17 protein-coding genes are annotated in these 18,139 nt (G+C 35.6%); 5 read left to right on the plus strand and 12 right to left on the minus strand.

The features are described 5' to 3' along the window. Positions 1 to 211: transposase (locus A9G31_RS05675; RefSeq protein WP_141671392.1), on the minus strand; the 211-nt coding region annotated here is incomplete at its 3' end. A gap of 725 nt (positions 212 to 936) precedes the next feature. Between A9G31_RS05675 and A9G31_RS05680 the strand changes: the two genes are divergently transcribed. Continuing rightward, positions 937 to 2,364: a hypothetical protein gene (locus A9G31_RS05680; RefSeq protein WP_141671393.1), complete on the plus strand. Its 1,428-nt coding sequence runs from the start codon at positions 937 to 939 to the stop codon at positions 2,362 to 2,364. A 118-nt stretch (positions 2,365 to 2,482) separates the two neighbouring features. Then, complete coding sequence (locus A9G31_RS05685; RefSeq protein WP_065560830.1) at positions 2,483 to 2,857, plus strand: hypothetical protein; 375 nt, start codon at positions 2,483 to 2,485, stop codon at positions 2,855 to 2,857. On the opposite strand, the gene gyrB is transcribed toward A9G31_RS05685, so the two are convergent. From gyrB to A9G31_RS05720, 7 genes are all read right to left on the minus strand, one after another. Continuing rightward, positions 2,832 to 5,243 carry a DNA topoisomerase (ATP-hydrolyzing) subunit B gene (gene gyrB, locus A9G31_RS05690; RefSeq protein ID WP_065560831.1) on the minus strand — a complete coding sequence of 804 codons (2,412 nt, stop codon included), beginning with the start codon at positions 5,241 to 5,243 and terminating at the stop codon, positions 2,832 to 2,834. The two genes, A9G31_RS05685 and gyrB, sit on opposite strands and share 26 nt — an antisense overlap. A gap of 42 nt (positions 5,244 to 5,285) precedes the next feature. After that, positions 5,286 to 6,359: a DNA replication/repair protein RecF gene (recF, locus tag A9G31_RS05695; RefSeq protein WP_065560832.1), complete on the minus strand. Its 1,074-nt coding sequence runs from the start codon at positions 6,357 to 6,359 to the stop codon at positions 5,286 to 5,288. Between the two features lie 48 nt (positions 6,360 to 6,407). Further along, positions 6,408 to 7,511: a DNA polymerase III subunit beta gene (dnaN, locus tag A9G31_RS05700; RefSeq protein WP_065560833.1), complete on the minus strand. Its 1,104-nt coding sequence runs from the start codon at positions 7,509 to 7,511 to the stop codon at positions 6,408 to 6,410. A 14-nt stretch (positions 7,512 to 7,525) separates the two neighbouring features. Beyond that, positions 7,526 to 8,884, minus strand: a complete 1,359-nt coding sequence (gene dnaA, locus A9G31_RS05705; protein WP_065560834.1) for a chromosomal replication initiator protein DnaA — start codon at positions 8,882 to 8,884, stop codon at positions 7,526 to 7,528. Between the two features lie 163 nt (positions 8,885 to 9,047). Continuing rightward, positions 9,048 to 10,142 (minus strand): porin OmpA, encoded by a 1,095-nt coding sequence (gene ompA, locus A9G31_RS05710; protein WP_065560835.1) that lies wholly within the window; start codon positions 10,140 to 10,142, stop codon positions 9,048 to 9,050. A gap of 155 nt (positions 10,143 to 10,297) precedes the next feature. Beyond that, on the minus strand, positions 10,298 to 11,206 hold the full coding sequence (locus A9G31_RS05715) for a recombination-associated protein RdgC (protein WP_065560836.1): 909 nt from the start codon (positions 11,204 to 11,206) through the stop codon (positions 10,298 to 10,300). A gap of 115 nt (positions 11,207 to 11,321) precedes the next feature. Continuing rightward, complete coding sequence (locus tag A9G31_RS05720) at positions 11,322 to 12,071, minus strand: MipA/OmpV family protein (RefSeq protein ID WP_065560837.1); 750 nt, start codon at positions 12,069 to 12,071, stop codon at positions 11,322 to 11,324. A gap of 181 nt (positions 12,072 to 12,252) precedes the next feature. Here A9G31_RS05720 and A9G31_RS05725 point away from each other — a divergent pair, with 181 nt between their 5' ends. The 3 genes from A9G31_RS05725 to A9G31_RS05735 all read left to right on the plus strand — a co-directional run bounded on the left by A9G31_RS05725 (position 12,253) and on the right by A9G31_RS05735 (position 15,654). Then, positions 12,253 to 13,662: an aspartate aminotransferase family protein gene (locus A9G31_RS05725; RefSeq protein ID WP_141671394.1), complete on the plus strand. Its 1,410-nt coding sequence runs from the start codon at positions 12,253 to 12,255 to the stop codon at positions 13,660 to 13,662. Positions 13,663 to 13,735: 73 nt separating this feature from the next. Further along, on the plus strand, positions 13,736 to 14,785 hold the full coding sequence (locus A9G31_RS05730) for a GNAT family N-acetyltransferase (RefSeq protein WP_065560838.1): 1,050 nt from the start codon (positions 13,736 to 13,738) through the stop codon (positions 14,783 to 14,785). Continuing rightward, positions 14,782 to 15,654 carry an arginase family protein gene (locus A9G31_RS05735; RefSeq protein WP_065560839.1) on the plus strand — a complete coding sequence of 291 codons (873 nt, stop codon included), beginning with the start codon at positions 14,782 to 14,784 and terminating at the stop codon, positions 15,652 to 15,654. The genes A9G31_RS05730 and A9G31_RS05735 overlap by 4 nt, the downstream gene beginning before the upstream one ends. Positions 15,655 to 15,731: 77 nt before the next feature. On the opposite strand, the gene A9G31_RS05740 is transcribed toward A9G31_RS05735, so the two are convergent. The 4 genes from A9G31_RS05740 to A9G31_RS05755 are packed head-to-tail and all read right to left on the minus strand — an operon-like array spanning position 15,732 to position 18,065. Then, on the minus strand, positions 15,732 to 16,133 hold the full coding sequence (locus tag A9G31_RS05740; protein ID WP_065560840.1) for a DMT family transporter: 402 nt from the start codon (positions 16,131 to 16,133) through the stop codon (positions 15,732 to 15,734). 1 nt (position 16,134) lies between these two features. After that, positions 16,135 to 16,491 (minus strand): hypothetical protein, encoded by a 357-nt coding sequence (locus A9G31_RS05745; RefSeq protein WP_065560841.1) that lies wholly within the window; start codon positions 16,489 to 16,491, stop codon positions 16,135 to 16,137. After that, positions 16,491 to 17,324: an alpha/beta hydrolase gene (locus A9G31_RS05750; protein WP_065560842.1), complete on the minus strand. Its 834-nt coding sequence runs from the start codon at positions 17,322 to 17,324 to the stop codon at positions 16,491 to 16,493. Before A9G31_RS05750 ends, A9G31_RS05745 begins: the two co-directional genes overlap by 1 nt. Before the next feature lie 12 nt (positions 17,325 to 17,336). Beyond that, positions 17,337 to 18,065 (minus strand): MtnX-like HAD-IB family phosphatase, encoded by a 729-nt coding sequence (locus A9G31_RS05755; protein ID WP_065560873.1) that lies wholly within the window; start codon positions 18,063 to 18,065, stop codon positions 17,337 to 17,339. Positions 18,066 to 18,139: the final 74 nt, after the last annotated feature.

The raw sequence follows: 18,139 nt of genomic DNA on the forward strand, positions 1-18,139 counted from the left end.
CTTTTTTAGACCACAAATTAAATCGCCTATAGACAGTGCTCCATTCACCAAACTCTTCTGGCAAATCTCGCCAAGGAATACCGGTTCTCATTCGGAAAAGGATCCCTTCAAACGTCATCCGATGCTCGGATTTATTATAAACTCGGCCGGTATTTTTCATTATTTGTAGTAGCTTTTCCCACCGTTTATCTGTTAGCATTGTTCTTGGCATGATGAATCGAGTTATGGTTGTTTTTGGCTGAATTATTATAACTCACATCATGCCGTCTAAAAAATAATCATGAAAGATCAACACGCCCTACTTATTTTGGCTATTTGTTTGATTCTCAATAAAGTGACCAAACATTATTTTTTAACACAAGAATAATAGAGTTTTATATTAGATTTCAAACATAGTTATTGCATAAATTAACTGTACATAAATAACCAGAAAAATTAATGGGAAAAACTTTACTTTTCAATCTACCGTTTATTTTTTAGTATTTATGTATAGTTACTTTATATTATTTTAAATAAAATCAATATAATAAAGAAAAGATTTTATGTCGTTAAAAGCACTCTCATACCATTAACAAAAAAAACTAATCTTATTGTTCATTTACATTTTTTACAAAAATCTCTCACCATGAAGCTAGCTAAAAGTTGATCAGTTCTCTATACTACCACTGTTTAAAAAACAAGTCTATTTTTTAAACAATTAGATAAAAAACAAAACGAAACAAAAACATAAAAACACTTAATTGGTGAAATAAAATGCGCAATAATTACCAGTGCCAGCATAGACAAACTTATGTTTCAAACCTTTTTAAGCATTTAAATCTTCAAAGTTTCACGCAAATCCAAATTTCATCCAAAAAATCTGCGAAATTGTTTGTATCCACTCCTCGATTAAAATTTATCTCAAAATTTCCAATTTCGTTGTCTCTGACTCCGCTATTGCTATTACCGTATTCATTTTCTTTACAAGCATTGTCCGCAAGTACAATTAATAACGTTCATGGTAGTGCGCCGTATTTAACATTTGATGGGGGACAGACAAAGGTAACAGATACTGACACGTTATTGGGTATAGAGTTGCCGGATGGAAGGGTTATCACGCCATTAACTAACACATCAAGTTCGGCAAATCCGATAATAGTTTCCGATGGAGGAACACTTAATGATATCCATATGGTGGTGCCATCAGGGGAAAATACAGTCAGCTTAAGTGACTTAGTTTCCTTAGGTAATTGGGGAGATGATGATGGAGATGGACAGGGAGCTGGGGGAGTAGCGGCATCAGGGAGTATATCGTTAGCAATAAAGGATAAAGATGGCACTACGGTTAGTCGTGGCGATACATTAAGTAAATGTAGTGCACCTTATAAGGTAACTTTAAGTAGTACAGGGGGAAGTTTAACTACACAGTATGGTTTGCCAAATAGAAGTACATTTAGTGGAGGCAGTGTAGAGTATTACATCAAGCCGGATTCTTCAGGTAGTTGTTATTTTGTGCAATCGGTCAGACCGAATTTGTTGGTGGGTGGAACAAGTGACATTGTTTCTTTCGACAACCCTCGTTATGCCGGTCCATCTAACATATGGAATCCAGATAAGGGCTTTTTAGTTCAGTCAACAAGTCCATCATCTTACGACAGAAACTTTCCTACTACAGGAGCAGATGGTTTGTATTTTGATTTAGAAATTCCTACTGAGATAGATGCAAGTCAGTTGAGTTGGACAGTTAACACAATTGGTAGTCTAGGTGTGACGGTGAGTTGGGTAACGCCGCTAACAGGGACATTCAGAGACCCAAGGAGAGATACTGTACCAGCTGATCTGTGGATTACGGATAAATCCAAGAATGTAACACGGGTAACGTTGCATGGTCCAGAGGCAAGAAGCCAGTGGAGTAATCCTGATCCTTTTCAAATTACCGTGCCATCTTTGCCACAGACCTTTGAGTTGGTGGGTAGTGATGGTAGCGGTCATGAGGTTCGTTATGGATTTGTATTGAGGCAGTGGTTCGTCCATCGGGGTGGTCGAGAAGTTAACCTTTTTAATCAAGCAGCATGGTGTAATAGTTTGGGTTATCGGATGTCACGGGTAAGTGATTTAACCAACGCGGTCAAAACAGATAACCCTCCTATTTCAGGCGCAGCCCCTAGTTCATCAGGTAATTATTACCAGCGTCACATAGGAGCAGGATTTTTCACGGAGTGGGGCGACATGAACCTCTACGTTGATGCGGGCTTCGTCCGCAACCCCTACTGGGCAAGCGACGCAACAGGTAGCGGCGATGGCTTGATTATCTACTCGAACCTCGGTCCCGTCAACATCCGTAGCGTTTCCGATAACGGTTCTGCTGTTTGCACCGCACCTTAACTTTTATTTCTTATTCTTTAATACTTGGGCCGCGGGGGAGGTTATGGTGTCTGAGAGGACAATATAAAAAAGAATAAAGCCCCCGCGAAGTTGGGCGTTTTCCCTTAGGGTTGCGCAGTTGTGGCAAAGCCAAAATAGCGCCGCCCCCGCCTCCGCCGCCGACGCCGACGCAGAAAGCGTCGATGGCAGTCTTAGTGGATTACGCTGTGGCGGTTTAAAGCTGTGGTCTATTTTAGTTTGGCAAGGTTTCGGAATGACCAAAGCAAAAACTTCCGAAACCACCACACCAAACCGATTCTATCCGCCAACAAAAAAGACATTATTTTCCACAAAAAAAGTGGTAATTAAAATTATTGATTTCATTATGGTTTTGTTTTATTTTTTTACAAAAAACAGACACTACCATTCTTCACTTAATAAAAAACCAGACATTACGTCTGGTTTTTTACTTTTTATCACGACAATATTTAAAAATCTAAATTCGCCGCTTTAAGGGCATTTTCTTCAATAAATAGTCGGCGTGGCTCAACTTCATCACCCATTAATGTGGTAAATAATTGATCCGCTTCAATTGCATCTTTTATGGTGACTTGCAACATGCGACGACTGGTTGGATCCATTGTGGTTTCCCATAACTGTTCTGGGTTCATTTCACCTAGTCCTTTATAACGCTGAATAGTTAATCCACGACGTGATTCTTTAATTAACCAATCAACAGCTTCATCAAAAGATTCTACGGGTTGTTTGCGTTCTCCACGTTGAATAAAGGCGCTGTCTTCAAGTAGATCTTTTAATTGTGCACCAAGGTGGCAGATATTACGGTATTCATTACTATGGATGAATACTTGATCTAATGGATAATTAGTATCTACACCATGAGTTTTTACTTTAATGATTGGCACATATAGCTGTGCTTTTTCATTATATTCAGCTGAATAAAGGTAGCTGCTACCATGTTGTTCTTTATTTGATAGTTTTTCAACAAGGGTTTTTGCCCAATTTTCGGCTTGTTGTTGGTTTTGTAAAATACTTTCGTTTAATACATCATGATAAACCAATTCCGATAGCAACGCTTTTGGATAGCGACGTTCCATTTTTGTAATAAGTTTTTCGACTTTTTGATATTCAGCAATTAGTCTTTCTAATGCTTCGCCTGCAAGTGCTGGTGCATGGTCATTGACATGTAACGATGCATCTTCAAGCGCTAAGGCAATTTGAAATTGCGTCATTGCCTCATCATCTTTGATATATTGTTCTTGCTTGCCTTTTTTGACTTTGTATAAAGGTGGCTGTGCAATATAGACATAACCTCGCTCAATGATTTCTGGCATTTGTCGGTAGAAGAATGTTAATAATAACGTTCGAATATGCGAGCCATCAACGTCGGCATCGGTCATGATAATAATGCTGTGGTAACGCATTTTGTCTGGGTTATATTCATCACGGCCAATTCCACAACCTAATGCGGTAATTAGTGTTCCGACTTCTTGAGATGAGAGCATTTTGTCAAAACGGGCTTTTTCGACATTTAAAATTTTACCTTTAAGCGGTAAGATTGCTTGATTTTTGCGGTTGCGTCCCTGTTTTGCTGAGCCCCCCGCAGAGTCCCCTTCCACTAAGTATAATTCAGATAAAGCTGGGTCTTTTTCTTGGCAATCAGCAAGTTTACCTGGTAATCCGCCTAAGTCTAAGGCGCCTTTCCGACGTGTCATTTCGCGCGCTTTACGGGCGGCTTCTCGTGCTCTTGCGGCATCGATGATTTTTCCGACAACAATTTTGGCATCACTTGGGTTTTCAAGTAGATATTCTGTTAACTTTTCGCCCATTACGGATTCAACGGCGGATTTTACTTCTGATGATACCAATTTGTCTTTGGTTTGTGATGAGAACTTAGGATCAGGTACTTTAACTGACACTACCGCAATTAACCCCTCACGAGCATCATCACCTGTGGCGCTGATTTTTGCTTTTTTGCTGTATCCTTCAGCTTCCATATAGTTGTTTAATGTTCGTGTCATTGCTCCACGGAAACCGGCTAAGTGAGTACCGCCATCTCGTTGTGGGATGTTGTTAGTAAAGCAATAGATGTTTTCTTGGTAACCATCGTTCCATTGTAGTGCTACTTCAACACCAATACCGTCTTTTTCTGTGCTGAAATAAAATATTTTAGGATGAATAGGATTTTTGTTTTTGTTTAAGTATTCAACAAACGCTTGAATGCCACCTTCGTAATGATAGTGTTCACTTTTACCAGTACGCTCATCAAGTAATCTTATAGATACACCTGAGTTTAAGAATGATAATTCTCGTAGTCGTTTTGCTAATATTTCGTAGACAAACTCAATATTGGTAAATGTTTCTGGGCTTGGCCAAAAGCGTACATAAGTGCCAGATTCAGATGTTTCACCAATGACTTTTAGTGGCTCTTGCGGTACACCTAAGTTATAAACTTGTTGGTGGATTTTTCCATCACGATAAATAACTAATTCTAATTTATCTGATAAGGCGTTAACAACTGAAACACCTACACCATGCAAACCACCAGATACTTTGTAAGAATTATCATCAAATTTACCACCAGCATGTAATACGGTCATGATAACTTCTGCTGCTGAAACACCTTCTTCTTCATGAATACCTGTTGGAATACCACGACCATCGTCACGCACAGAAACAGAGTTGTCGGGATGGATAGTTACTTCAATATGGTGACAATACCCAGCTAATGCTTCATCTATGGCATTATCAACAACTTCAAAAACCATATGGTGAAGTCCTGTGCCATCATCAGTATCACCAATATACATACCTGGACGTTTACGGACAGCATCAAGCCCTTTGAGTACTTTAATGCTAGAAGAATCATAAGAATTGGACATGGATTTCTCGACTTTTTTGATTGTTTATATCGTTCTGTATATTTACGAAATTATACCAGATCTTATGTGAAAAATCTTATCATTTTCATCGATCATATGGGTAATTTGCGATTGGTTAACTGCAGTTATGAATACTTGTGAATTAGCTTGTTTTAAACGTTTGGCTAATAATTCGCGTTTATTGTTATCTAATTCAGATGCAAAATCATCAAGTAGGTAGATACAAGCTTGGGTATTTTGCTTAGAGTAATATTCACCTTGAGATAAACGTAATGCGCACATTAATAATTTTAATTGACCACGTGATAACAGATCTTCAACTGGAATGTTATCAACTCGTAATCGAATATCTGCTTTATGTGGTCCGGCTGATGTGTAGTTAAGGAGTTTGTCTCGTTCATACTGTTTGCGTAATATTTCAGCATAATCAGTACCATGCTCCCAACCTTGATAATATTGGCAATTAAGTTGGTATTCGGGTAAAAAATCATGGCATGTTTGTATAATTTCAGGAAAAATATGTTGTGAGTAGTTTTCTCTAATGTGGCTAATTTTTTCAGCGATGGGCACGAGTTCTTTGTCCCAAGGTAATAATTGATTATAGCTATGGGATTGCTTTAATAATGCATTGCGTTGTTTAAATAAACGCTTTAGGTTATTCCATAAATACACAAATTCTGGGTAATGATGAAAACATCCCCAATCAATAAATGCACGGCGATATTTAGGTCCACCAGTCAATAAATCAAATCCTTCAGGTGTGATTAGTTGTATGGGTAATAATTTGGCTAAATCGGTTAATCGATAACCTTCATCTCCATCTATTCTGATTTTGTTATCATTATTACGCGATTTAGCAAGTCCAATTGAGTGAATTTGTTGATTGGACGTGTTTAGTTCGCTGAATAATACTAGCTCTGGCTGTTCGTGTTGAATAATTCGATTAGATTGAGTATGTCTAAATGCACGACCATGACCAAGCATATAAATAGCTTCAAGTAAGCTTGTTTTTCCACTCCCATTATCGCCAACAATGAAGTTGAAATGTGGCGATAAAGATAACTGTGCATAACTAATATTACGAAAATGATGAACTTTGATTTTTGAAAGAGTCATATGCTTTAAATTATTCCGGCCGAAGCCGGAATATTAAGTAGGATTGGATTATAAGCGCATTGGCATAACAACATAAGTTGCTGTTTGATTATTGATATCTTCTATTTGTACACTTGATGTTGCATCGGTTAATAATAGTTGTACGCTATCACATTTCAATGTATTTAATATATCAAGTAGATAGGTTACATTGAAGCCAATTTCAAGCTCTGCTGATTCATATTTTACGTCAATAACTTCTTCTGCTTCTTCTTGTTCTGGGTTATTTGCTGTAATTTTTATTTGATTGTTATGGACATAAAGTCGAATACCACGGAATTTTTCATTAGATAAGATTGCGACTCTTGATAGGGCGTTTTTAAGTTCTTCGCAAGATACTTCAAGTGGTTTATCTGGGTTGCGTGGTAATACTCGTTTGTAGTCAGGGAATCTTCCATCAATGAGTTTTGATGTGAAAGTGAAATCACCAAGATTAACCCGTAAGTTATTATTACCAATTTGCATATTGATTAATTCTTCGTTATCACTAACCAGTTTTGCAAGCTCTAGTACCCCTTTTCTTGGTAAAATGACAGAATGATTAGTTTTAGTATCTTGTTCAATAGGTTGTGCGCATAAAGCTAATCGATGTCCATCTGTTGCAACTGATTTTAGTAAACCATCTTCAATTTCAAATAACATGCCATTTAGGTAATATCTTACGTCTTGATTTGCCATTGAAAATTGTACTGCATCAATCAGGCGTTTAATGGTTTTTTGTGGAACTGAAAGTTCAACATCACTTTGCCAATTTTCTAAATTTGGAAAATCGGTAGCTGGTAGTGTTGATAATGAAAATTTACTACGCCCTGATTGAATCATCAATCGGTTATCGTCAACGCTTATCGAAATTTTGGCATCATTAGGTAAGTTTCGACAGATATCAAGAAACTTTCTTGCTGGCACGGTTGTAGCACCAGGTTCACTTGGTTCAACTAATGGTAGATGAGATATCATCTCTATTTCAAGATCAGTTCCTGTCATCGATAGCGTGTTATCACTTACTTGTAATAATAAATTCCCCAAAATTGGTAGTGTAGGGCGACTACTTAGTGGAGCACTTACAAGTTGTAATGGTTTTATTAGTTTTTCACGATCTATAATAAATTTCATAGTATTGATTCTTTTTAAGTTGATAATGTTCGAATTAAATTGGAGTAATCTTCTTTAATATTATTGCTTTCTTCTTTTAACTCTGCGATCTTTCTACATGCATGTAATACAGTCGTGTGATCTCTGCCACCAAAGCCATCACCAATTTCAGGTAGGCTTTTATTGGTAAGTTCTTTGGCAAGCGCCATTGCTACTTGTCGTGGTCTTGCTACAGAACGTGAACGACGTTTAGAAAGTAAATCTGATACTTTAATTTTATAATATTCGGCAACTGTCTTTTGTATATTTTCAATAGTGACAAGTTTTTCTTGTAAAGCGAGTAAATCTTTTAAGGCATCTTTAACAAAATCAATGGTAATAGCCTTTCCTGTAAAATTAGCATTAGCGATAACTCGATTAAGTGCGCCCTCTAATTCACGAACATTAGAACGTAATCGTTTAGCAATAAAAAATGCGACTTCTTCAGGTAATTTTATTTGATTTTCCTCGGCTTTTTTCATTAAAATCGCAACTCGTGTTTCTAGTTCAGGAGGTTCAATTGCAATGGTTAGTCCCCAACCAAAACGTGATTTTAGTCGGTCTTCAACGCCATTAATTTCTTTTGGATAGCGATCTGACGTTAAAATAATTTGTTGATTACCTTCTAATAAAGAGTTAAATGTGTGGAAAAATTCTTCCTGAGATCGCTCTTTATTGGCAAAAAATTGGATGTCATCAATCAACAATGCATCAACGGAACGATAGTAATTTTTAAATTCTTCAATAGCATTATTTTGTAGTGCTTTGACCATGTCTTGCACGAAGCGTTCTGAGTGCATGTAAACAACTTTTGCGTTGGCTTTTTCTGCCATTATTTGGTTACCAACAGCATGCAATAAATGCGTTTTACCTAATCCTGTAGAACCATATAAGAATAACGGGTTATAAGCTTTTCCTGGGTTTTCAGCCACTTGTTTTGCAGCCGCAACAGCAAGTTGATTTGATTTACCCTCAACAAAACTATTAAAAGTGTGCTTATGATTAATACCTGAATGATACACTTGATTATTATTGGTTTCTTTTGTTGTTTTCCATGCCGGAACAACATCTGCTTTTTGTTGGTTACCCTGTTCTTTTTTATCTGTGGATACGGTTGAACCAACTTCAAGAAATAATTTTAGAGAATCGTCATTAAAAAGTTTATTTAATAATTGTGAAATAGTAGTTAAATATTTATTTCTTACCCAATCTAGAACAAATCTATTGGGCGCATAGATATAGAGTTTATTATCAACCATTTCCGCTTGCAAAGGGCGAATCCATAAGTTGAATTCTGTTGTGGGGATTTCTTCTTGTAATTGAGAAAGGCAATCTTGCCAAATAGCGGTAGGCACGGCAACTCCTTTAACTTTGCTTACTAACAATATCGTAAAGTATTATAATCTTTTTTGTGGATAATTTGTAGATCTAAGGTAATATTTAATTTAGTTGTTAACAATAAAATAAGAAAAAACCCGGTATTTAACCGGGTTTTAATGAAGAATCTAAAAACAAAAATTAATTTGTTTTATTAGTTACTCGAACTTCTTTTTCATTACGAGCTTTAACTTCAATTTCAACACGACGATCTGGTGCTAAACATGCCTTTAAGTCAGCGCCACGAAGTGCGTTACATTTTGTTCCAGTAACTGGTTGAGATTTACCCATACCATGAGCAGTAATTAGGTTAGCAGGAACACCTTTTTCAACTAAGTATTTCATTACTGAGTTAGCACGTTGTTCTGATAGTTTTTGGTTATAATTAACTGAACCAATACGGTCAGTATGACCAATTACTACGATAGCGCTTTCAGTTGGGTTAAGTTTAACAAGGCTTGTAAGTAAGTTATCTAATGCTTGACGACCTTCAGCTTTTAAATCAGCTTTTGCATAAGCAAATAGTACATCTTCATTTAATACATAACGGTTTACTTCAGTTTTTAGTTCAACCGGAGCTGGAGTAGCTGGTGAACCTAAACGGTAAGTAATACCTAAACTTACAGTACCTGCGTCTGGAGATGCGTCAGTTTTAGTATGAATATGTTGAACATATTGGTATTCTAAACGAGTAGAGAAGTCTTCGTCGAAACGATAGTCAAGACCTAATGCATAAACTGGAGATAGGTCAGTTTTTGTACCATTGTCAAGTTTATCATATTTTTTAACTAAGCCACCATTTTTCCATTTAGCGATAGTAACCATACCACCTGCACGACCATAGATATCTAGTCCATCAATGATAGGATAGCTTAATTTACCAGTTAAAGAAACGCCTTGTGCAGAAACTTTACTATGTCCTACATCATAGCTTCTTCCAGCATAACTGAAAGATCTTTTATATTTAGCAGATCCTAACCAGTCATAGCCTAATTCAAAAGCTAAGTAAGGATTTGCTTGGAAACCGAGGAAAGCTCCACCAGCAACGTTGCTACGGTCTGATGTACTAATGCCAACGTTATCCCATACACGAACTTTATTTGCATCTAATCGATAAAGTTCTGACCAACCTAATTTTGCACCTACATAAATAGTGTTGTCATCGTATGCTGCGTTAGCTGCAGTAGCTGTTAAACTTGCAACTGCGATTGCTAGAGCTAGAGTAGTTTTTTTCATTTTATTGCCTCAACTTAAATGTTGTTATAGACGTTGTTTAGTTTCTTTATTGTTATAAAATTATGTTACCCATAATCTGTTGCCTAGTATAGCATAGATAATAGGCAAATCTATAGTTATTGCTGTCACAACAAAAAAATATTTAAATAATTTTATCAAATAATTTTGTTAATTGTTATGTAAAAGTCATTAATGGAATTTGCTAATGTATTAGCCATAATAAAGAAGTCAGCTTCTAATCTTTTATCAAATTCATCTGAACCGATATCTTCGTTTTCATCCAAAATAATAGAATCGAACTTAATTCGTTTAAATGTTAGGTCACTATTAATAATAAAGCTAACGCCTCTTTCATCAATAATTTTTATTTTAGTGATCCATTTCCCTGAATCGAAATGGACACGCATTTCATCACTGGTGATTTCTTGATTTTTACAGCTAATAATTCCATTCCCTTCAAGAGGATCTTTTAGTTCGGCTTGATCGCCTAATAAAAATGGTGGGAATTTTAGGTTTTCCTTAGCCCATGTGGTCATAACCTGTTCAAGCGGTTTATCAATCGATAAAGGCGTTAAAGCGAGTGAGCCAAGCTCTTTACGTAAAATCGCTAAGATATCTTCTGATTGTTTAAAGCTACTGCAGTCAACAATAATGCGTTTATTATGCGTATCTAACCATAACCAATAATGATTATATTTACTAAAAGCTCTTGGCATTAGATCGATCATAACCTCATCTTTTAAGGTGGCTTTTTCGTTTTTAGTTAGTTTTCTGCTTAGTGCTTGTTCTTGTTTATCGATTTTTTCTAATAAAGCTTGTTTTATTACGGGAGCTGGTAATATTTTTGTTTCTTTTTTTATCCGTAATAATAAATGCCCTTGCATGTCAACTATAAAATCATCTTGATTATTATCATGATAAGGTGAAACCCAGCCCATCTTTGTGGTGTCTAAATTACCACATGGAGTAAAAGGGTGAGACTTTAGCGCTTTTTCTATTGCATCTTTATTAAGTAACGTGTCGCTATTAAGTTGGTAAATTATGGCATTTTTAAACCAAAGCATACTTTTCTATTTCCTGCATTTTTGTGATAAAGAGTTATCATTGTTTAAATGAGTAACAACTTATAGAGAATAATAAGCTGTCATTATTTGGTTATTGAGTATAAATGTATATTTATCAGAAGCTATAAGATACACCCATATAAATCGAGGTTACCGTGCTATTATCCACCATTGGGCTATCTGCCGCATCACCAGTTAATTTGTCAATATGAACACCACCAAATGTCGCAATATTTGGGGTTAATGAATATTGTGCAGCTAATTCAGCATAAGGTGTCAATGACGCATCAGCATTAAAGTATCGTAATCCTGAACGAGAGGTTTCTTTATGTGAAACACCATAATAATAATCATTGTGCTTATTATTAGCCCAATTTATACCGATGGTGGGCGCAACAATCAAATTGCCTTGCATATAAGGAACGGTATAATCAGCATTTACTAAAATACTATTACTTTCATTTAATACATCAGTTCCTACACTACTGGAAAAACTTCCCCAATTGGTATCAATAGAATACTCGATTTCTGCAAGTAATGTTGAATGGCGGCTATCAAGTAGCCTTAATTGGTGGTTATCTGAATTATGTGGCTTAAATTCGTTAGATAAATAACGTGCGCCAATAGAGACGCTTTGATTGTCTTGATTATAAGCATAAATACCTGCCGACAGGTCATCGATAAAAAACAGACCATTATCATAATCAATATGAGGAATAGGGTAATAATTAGCACTATAACTTTTATACGGTGAATTAGTCCGACCCACACCAACCCCGATAGAGGTAGAGTCAGCTAATGCAATTTGGGTAACTCCTAAAGTTATTATTGATAAAATAGATAGTGTACAAAATGTTTTTTTCATTTTTCATACCCATATATAAAAGGTGATCACCTGTCGTTATTTATACTAATTTTATATCTTATTGATGGTTAGTTTTGCCGTCACACAATCTATACATTAATTGTACATTGTAACAAACAAATTTCCTGAATAATAATGCCACATTTTATCATGTTTGAATATCAATTAGTGAGACTAACTTATGAGTAAACCAACTTTAGAAATGATTAATAGCCGTCCTGATGATGCTATCTTGTTAGCAGATGAGGCAAAATATTGTTCTTTTGGTGATACAGTGCATTATGTAGAACCACCAAAAATTTTTGATGGTTGTGAAGGTAGTTATATGTATGACAAAGAAGGCAAAGCTTTCCTTGATCTACAAATGTGGTATTCTGCATGTAACTTCGGTTATGCCAATGAACGTTTAAACAATGTTCTTAAAAAGCAAATTGATACCTTACCACAATGTGCTAGCCAATATTTACACCCAACTAAAATTGAATTAGCTAAAACTATTGCTCAAGGTATGGAAAAGCGATTTGGTTATGAAGGGCGAGTACATTTCAATGTAGGTGGTTCACAGTGTATTGAAGACTCTTTAAAAGTTGTTCGTAATGCTACTGGTGGTAAATCATTAATGTTCGCTTTCCAAGGTGGATACCATGGTCGAACTTTAGGTGCTTCATCAATTACATCAAGTTATCGTTATCGTCGTCGCTATGGTCATTTTGGTGATCGTGCGATGTTTGTTCCTTTCCCATATCCTTTCCGTCGTCCAAAAGGCATGACAGCGGAGGAGTATGGTGAACATCTAGTCGCAGAATTTGCGCGTTTATTTGAAACTGAATACCACGGTGTTTGGGATCCAAAAGTTGGGCAAGCTGAATATGCAGCGTTCTATGCTGAACCTTTACAGGCAACAGGTGGTTATATTGTTCCTCCTCGTAATTACTTTAAAGGACTTAAAAAAGTTTTAGATCAGTATGGTATTTTATTGGTGGTTGATGAAATCCAAATGGGCTTTTATCGTACAGGTAAACTTTGGTCAATTGAACACTTTGATGTTAAACCTGATGTTGTTGTTTTTGCTAAAGCATTAACTAATGGTCTTAATCCACTAGGTGGTTTATGGGCGCGTGAAGAATTAATCAATCCTCAAGTATTCCCAGTTGGCTCAACCCACTCAACTTTTGCATCAAATCCATTAGGTACAGCTGTTGGTCTTGAAGTATTAAAAATGACTTCTGAAACAGATTACGAAAAAATGGTAATGGATAGTGGTGCTTATTTTCTTGAGGGTTTAAAAACACTTGAGAAGAAACATAAAGAAATTGGTGAAGTTGATGGTTTAGGCTTGGCACTTCGCGCAGAAATTTGTACAGAAGATGGCTTTACGGCTAATAAAGCCTTAGTTGACAAAATGGTTGATATTGGTATGTCAGGTGATCTTGATTGGAAAGGTACCAAAATGGGATTAGTGCTTGATATTGGTGGTTACTATAAAAATGTGATTACTTTTGCACCATCATTACACATTTCACGTCAGGAAATTGATCAAGGTATTGAACTTCTAGATCAGTTAATTACCCGAGCGAAAAAAGAACTTTAATTGTTTGATCTTCATAATCCCGTCAATGTCTATTGGCGAGATTATGTGTTACAGCCAATCATAGATTTACCTTATGAAATACATTAATCAGTTAGAACCTAATGAATTAATAGACAATTTTTTAGCCCATCCTCCGCAAGATTTTTCAGTTTGGCTGAGCGAAGATGGTGTGCCTATTTTTTCTGCTAAGTTTGATCTTCTTACCACTGCAGATGATGATTTCAGGCATAAAGTTCAGAAATTTCCTTTTTATAATAAATGGCGACGTTATTTAAAACCTCATACTTGTTTTGTTGGTGCTACTGTTTCGGAATATGCATTATTAACTGATAACGTTGATGCGAATCAATTGGCTGAACACCTTAAAGCAGCTTATGCTAAGCAGTATCCTTTTTTTATTGTTAAAGATATTCCTGTTGCGTCTCCTTTACTAAACGAAAAAGACAACCATTATTCAATGCATTTTATTTCGTCATTAAAAGAAAATGGTTTTATCGAAGTTGAAGGGCAGGCATTAGCTTGGGTTCCGATTGACTTTGCAAATATGGACGAGGTTTTTTTACGGTTTTCTTATAGCCGACGTAAAAATTTTAGAAGAAAATTAAGATCACGTGAAAAATTAAATATTAATGTTTTGCATAGTGGTGATGATTGTTTTTTTGATGATACTGTTCTAGATGAGTATTATCAATTGTATCTTAATGTTTATCAGCAAAGTGAAATACATTTTGACTTATTGACCAAACCGTTTTTTACCCAACTATTACAATGCAAAATCCAAAATGCACATATAGTGACTTATCACTATAATGATAGGTTGGTGGGGTTCAATATTTGTTTTGTTGTTAATAATATGCTAGTTGATAAATATATCGGTATGGTTTATCCACAGGCAAGGGAACTTAATCTCTATTTTATAAGTTGGTTTGTTAATCTTGAATATGCTTTACAGCAAGGTTTTAGTCACTATATTGCAGGTTGGACTGATCCCGAAGTAAAAGCTTCGTTAGGTGCAAAATTCACCTTTACTAAACATCTTGTCTATATTCGCAACCCATTATTAAAAACCGTATTGCGTAGATTCATTGGTCATTTTGAAAGTGACAAGGAGAAAGTAACATGACATGTCCTATTATTCTCAATTTTGATAGAAGTGTTGGTGAAATTTGTCATGCTAAAACGATTGATTTTACCCAATGGCAAGATGCGATTCGTTTTGGTTGTACTAAGAAAAAATTTCACCAATTTAATGATGTGTTACAGCAATCTTTACCTGAAAGCCATGGCACGGTATTAATGGGTAGTGGTGATTATCACCATATTTCATTATTACTGATTGAAAATCTAGCTAAACAATACTCTGCCGAGAATCCAATTCAAGTCGTAATTTTTGATAATCATCCAGACAATATGCGATATTTGTTTGGTATTCATTGTGGTTCATGGGTTAGTTATGTGGCAAGTTTGCCTTTTGTTAGTCATGTACATGTACTTGGTATTACGTCTCATGATATTGGGCTTTTTCATTTTTGGGAAAATAGATGGTCAACGCTTTTTCATAAAAAGTTGACTTATTGGAGCTTGGAGGTTAATGTTGCATGGGCAAAAAAAATTGGTTTAGGGCACGCTTTTCGACATTTTGCAACACCAGATGATCTTATTGCGAGCTTTTTATCAGAACAGTATCACAGTGCACAACCCGTTTACTTATCGATTGATAAAGATGCATTGAGCGAAGATGTAATTCATACCAATTGGGATCAAGGTAAGCTACAAACATATCATATTCTTGATACTATATCATCAATAAAGCCTAGAATTATTGGTAGTGATATTACGGGAGAGCTATCTATATGGCAGCCATCAAATTGGTTCAAACGTTTACTCAGTTCGCTCGATAAACAACCTACCATATCGCCAGATAAGCTTATCAATTGGCAACGAGAGCAACATCAACTTAATTTAACCTTATTAAAGGCATTAGCAGTATAAACTGGCAAAAAAGTTTTAGGAAAGCAGGTATTTTAGGTATAAAGCCTTACCTACCTTCCCATTATTGTGATCAGAATTTAATGTTGATGATTGTGTAAATTTTGTTTAGATAATTTACTTTCTGCTAAAGCTAAAAAGAGAATACCTGAAACAATTAATATTGCACCTATTAACTTGAATAATGTAATAGGTTCGTGAAATAACCAGATTGAAACAATCATAACTGTCACAACTTCAAAATGTGATGCAGCAAAAGCAGGGCCTACAGGTGCTTTTTTTAATAATGTCATCCAAGTGAAGAAAGTAAGAATATATCCCACTATTGAAATATAAATCCAAGGATTGGTAAATACTCGAATTAACCATTGAATACTCATTTCTAATGGTTGAGCTTCGATAGCCGTTAATTTAAAACTACATTGCGCAATTGTGTCAAAAAAAAGCAATACAGAAAAGCCAATTAAATAAAATCTAGCCATATTAAGACATTCCTACAAAAATGACACCAGCAGTGATTAATAGCATCCCAATTAAGCGATAAATGGCTAGCAATTCTTTAAAAATAATTCGACCAACTAACATAATCGTAATGATATTAAATGAAGCAAGTAATACGCCTTGAGAAAGAGGGACTAAGGTTAAAAAGGCTAACCATAATAAAAATTCAGCAATATAAGATATAACACCAACCCAAATCCACTTATTTTTCGATAAATCTAGCCAGTAGTACCAACCATCGCGATTATTTGGTGCGATGGCTGCAAATTTAAAAGCGACTTGTCCTAGAGTATCAAAACAGATATTACTAATCCAAAGTATAATAACTAATGGCGACATTATGCTTTTATTCCTTCTGCGATATTATCAAAGAACGATGCACACTCTTTGATCACTTCACGACGTTGGCTGTCAATAGTAATTAAATGATAACTATCATTTAATACCACTAATTTTGTTGAGCCTGATACCGATTTTTCAACCAATTTGGCATTAGTTTCTATATTGGCGATATCATCATTGCCTGAATGCATAATTAAACAAGGCGAAATTACTTTAGGTAATTGTTTGCGCATCTCTTTTGCCAATAACTGCATTTCGGCAAGTGCAGGAAACGGGTTACCAGCAAGCCCTGCTGATGCCGCATCGCCACTTAACATGCTTTCGGACACTACTGCGCGAATGCGTTCATCTTTAAGTCCATAGGGTGGTTTTTCAATGAAAACCTTTTTTTGAAAAATACCCAATTTTTTAAAATAGACTAATAAGAAGAAAAGTTTTTTTGCCCAAAATGGCATACTCCAACCATCATAACAAAATGTGGGGGCTAAAACACCAACACCTTTAATTTGTTTAGGTCTATCGGCAGCAAGTTTTAGTGCAAGTAGCGCACCCATTGATAATCCAGCAACAAAAACATTATCTACATGCTGTGCTAAATAATCTGCGCCATTTTGTACGCTTTTATACCAATCTTGCCATGTTGTTTTACACAGATCTTCTTCAGTACCACAATGCCCAGCTAATTGGATTGCATAAACAGTAAATCCAGCTTTATTTAATCCATTAGCTAAAATGCGCATTTCATTGGGGGTACCAGTTAAACCATGAATCAAAAGTACGCCATTTTTGTTACCTGGTAGAAAGTAAGATAAATCTTGAATTGTACTCATTAATATTCCTTATTATTTTACCATCATGACAGGGATAACAGCATGTTGCGCCTGTTTTAATGCCGAGGTTACATCTGCGAAACTAGTAATCTTACAATGTTCAATTTTATTTTTTTCACAATAATTAACTAACTTGTCTTTGGCAAAAACGAAATCAACATTATGTGATACGCAATAGTCTGATGTGCCGTCACCAACATATAATATTTGCGAAAAGTGCTGTTGTTTTTTTACATGATTACATTTGCAATTGCCACTTTGCTTAATACAGTCCTTATTTGCATAAGGAAACTCAAGGCGCCAACTGCGTGCATTATTATGCATCAATTTATTAGCAAAAATAGGTAAATGTTCAATACCATGACGTTTTAAAATAAACTCAATGGCATAATCTAAACCGTCGCTGAGCACATGTACGGGAATATTGTTCTGTTCTGTATAATGAATAAAAGATTTAAAATCTGGGTCAATTTCAATTTGTGATAAAACTTGATTGAGTTCATCTAAGCTTGCATCCATTAATGCAATTTGTTTACTCATACATTCTTGAGAGCCAATTTTACCGCTAACCCACAATTCTTCAAGCTCATCACAACCATGTTGACCAAAGTGGCTTAGTAAAGTATCTGTGACATCTTTAACACTAATCGTACCATCAAAATCACACAAAACAATTGGCGTGTGATTTTGTGGATAAGATGGATGAAAAAGATGGTTTGCTATTGATGAAAAAGTATTCATTTTGATAAAAAATAGTCTATTTATAGATATTAGCGTAAATTCTCTCATAGAGTGGCTATAAACTTTGTAGCCTC

The sequence above is a fragment of the Gilliamella sp. Gris1-4 genome, from assembly GCF_001690335.1.
In the GTDB taxonomy this organism is placed as follows: Bacteria; Pseudomonadota; Gammaproteobacteria; order Enterobacterales; family Orbaceae; genus Gilliamella; species Gilliamella apicola_P.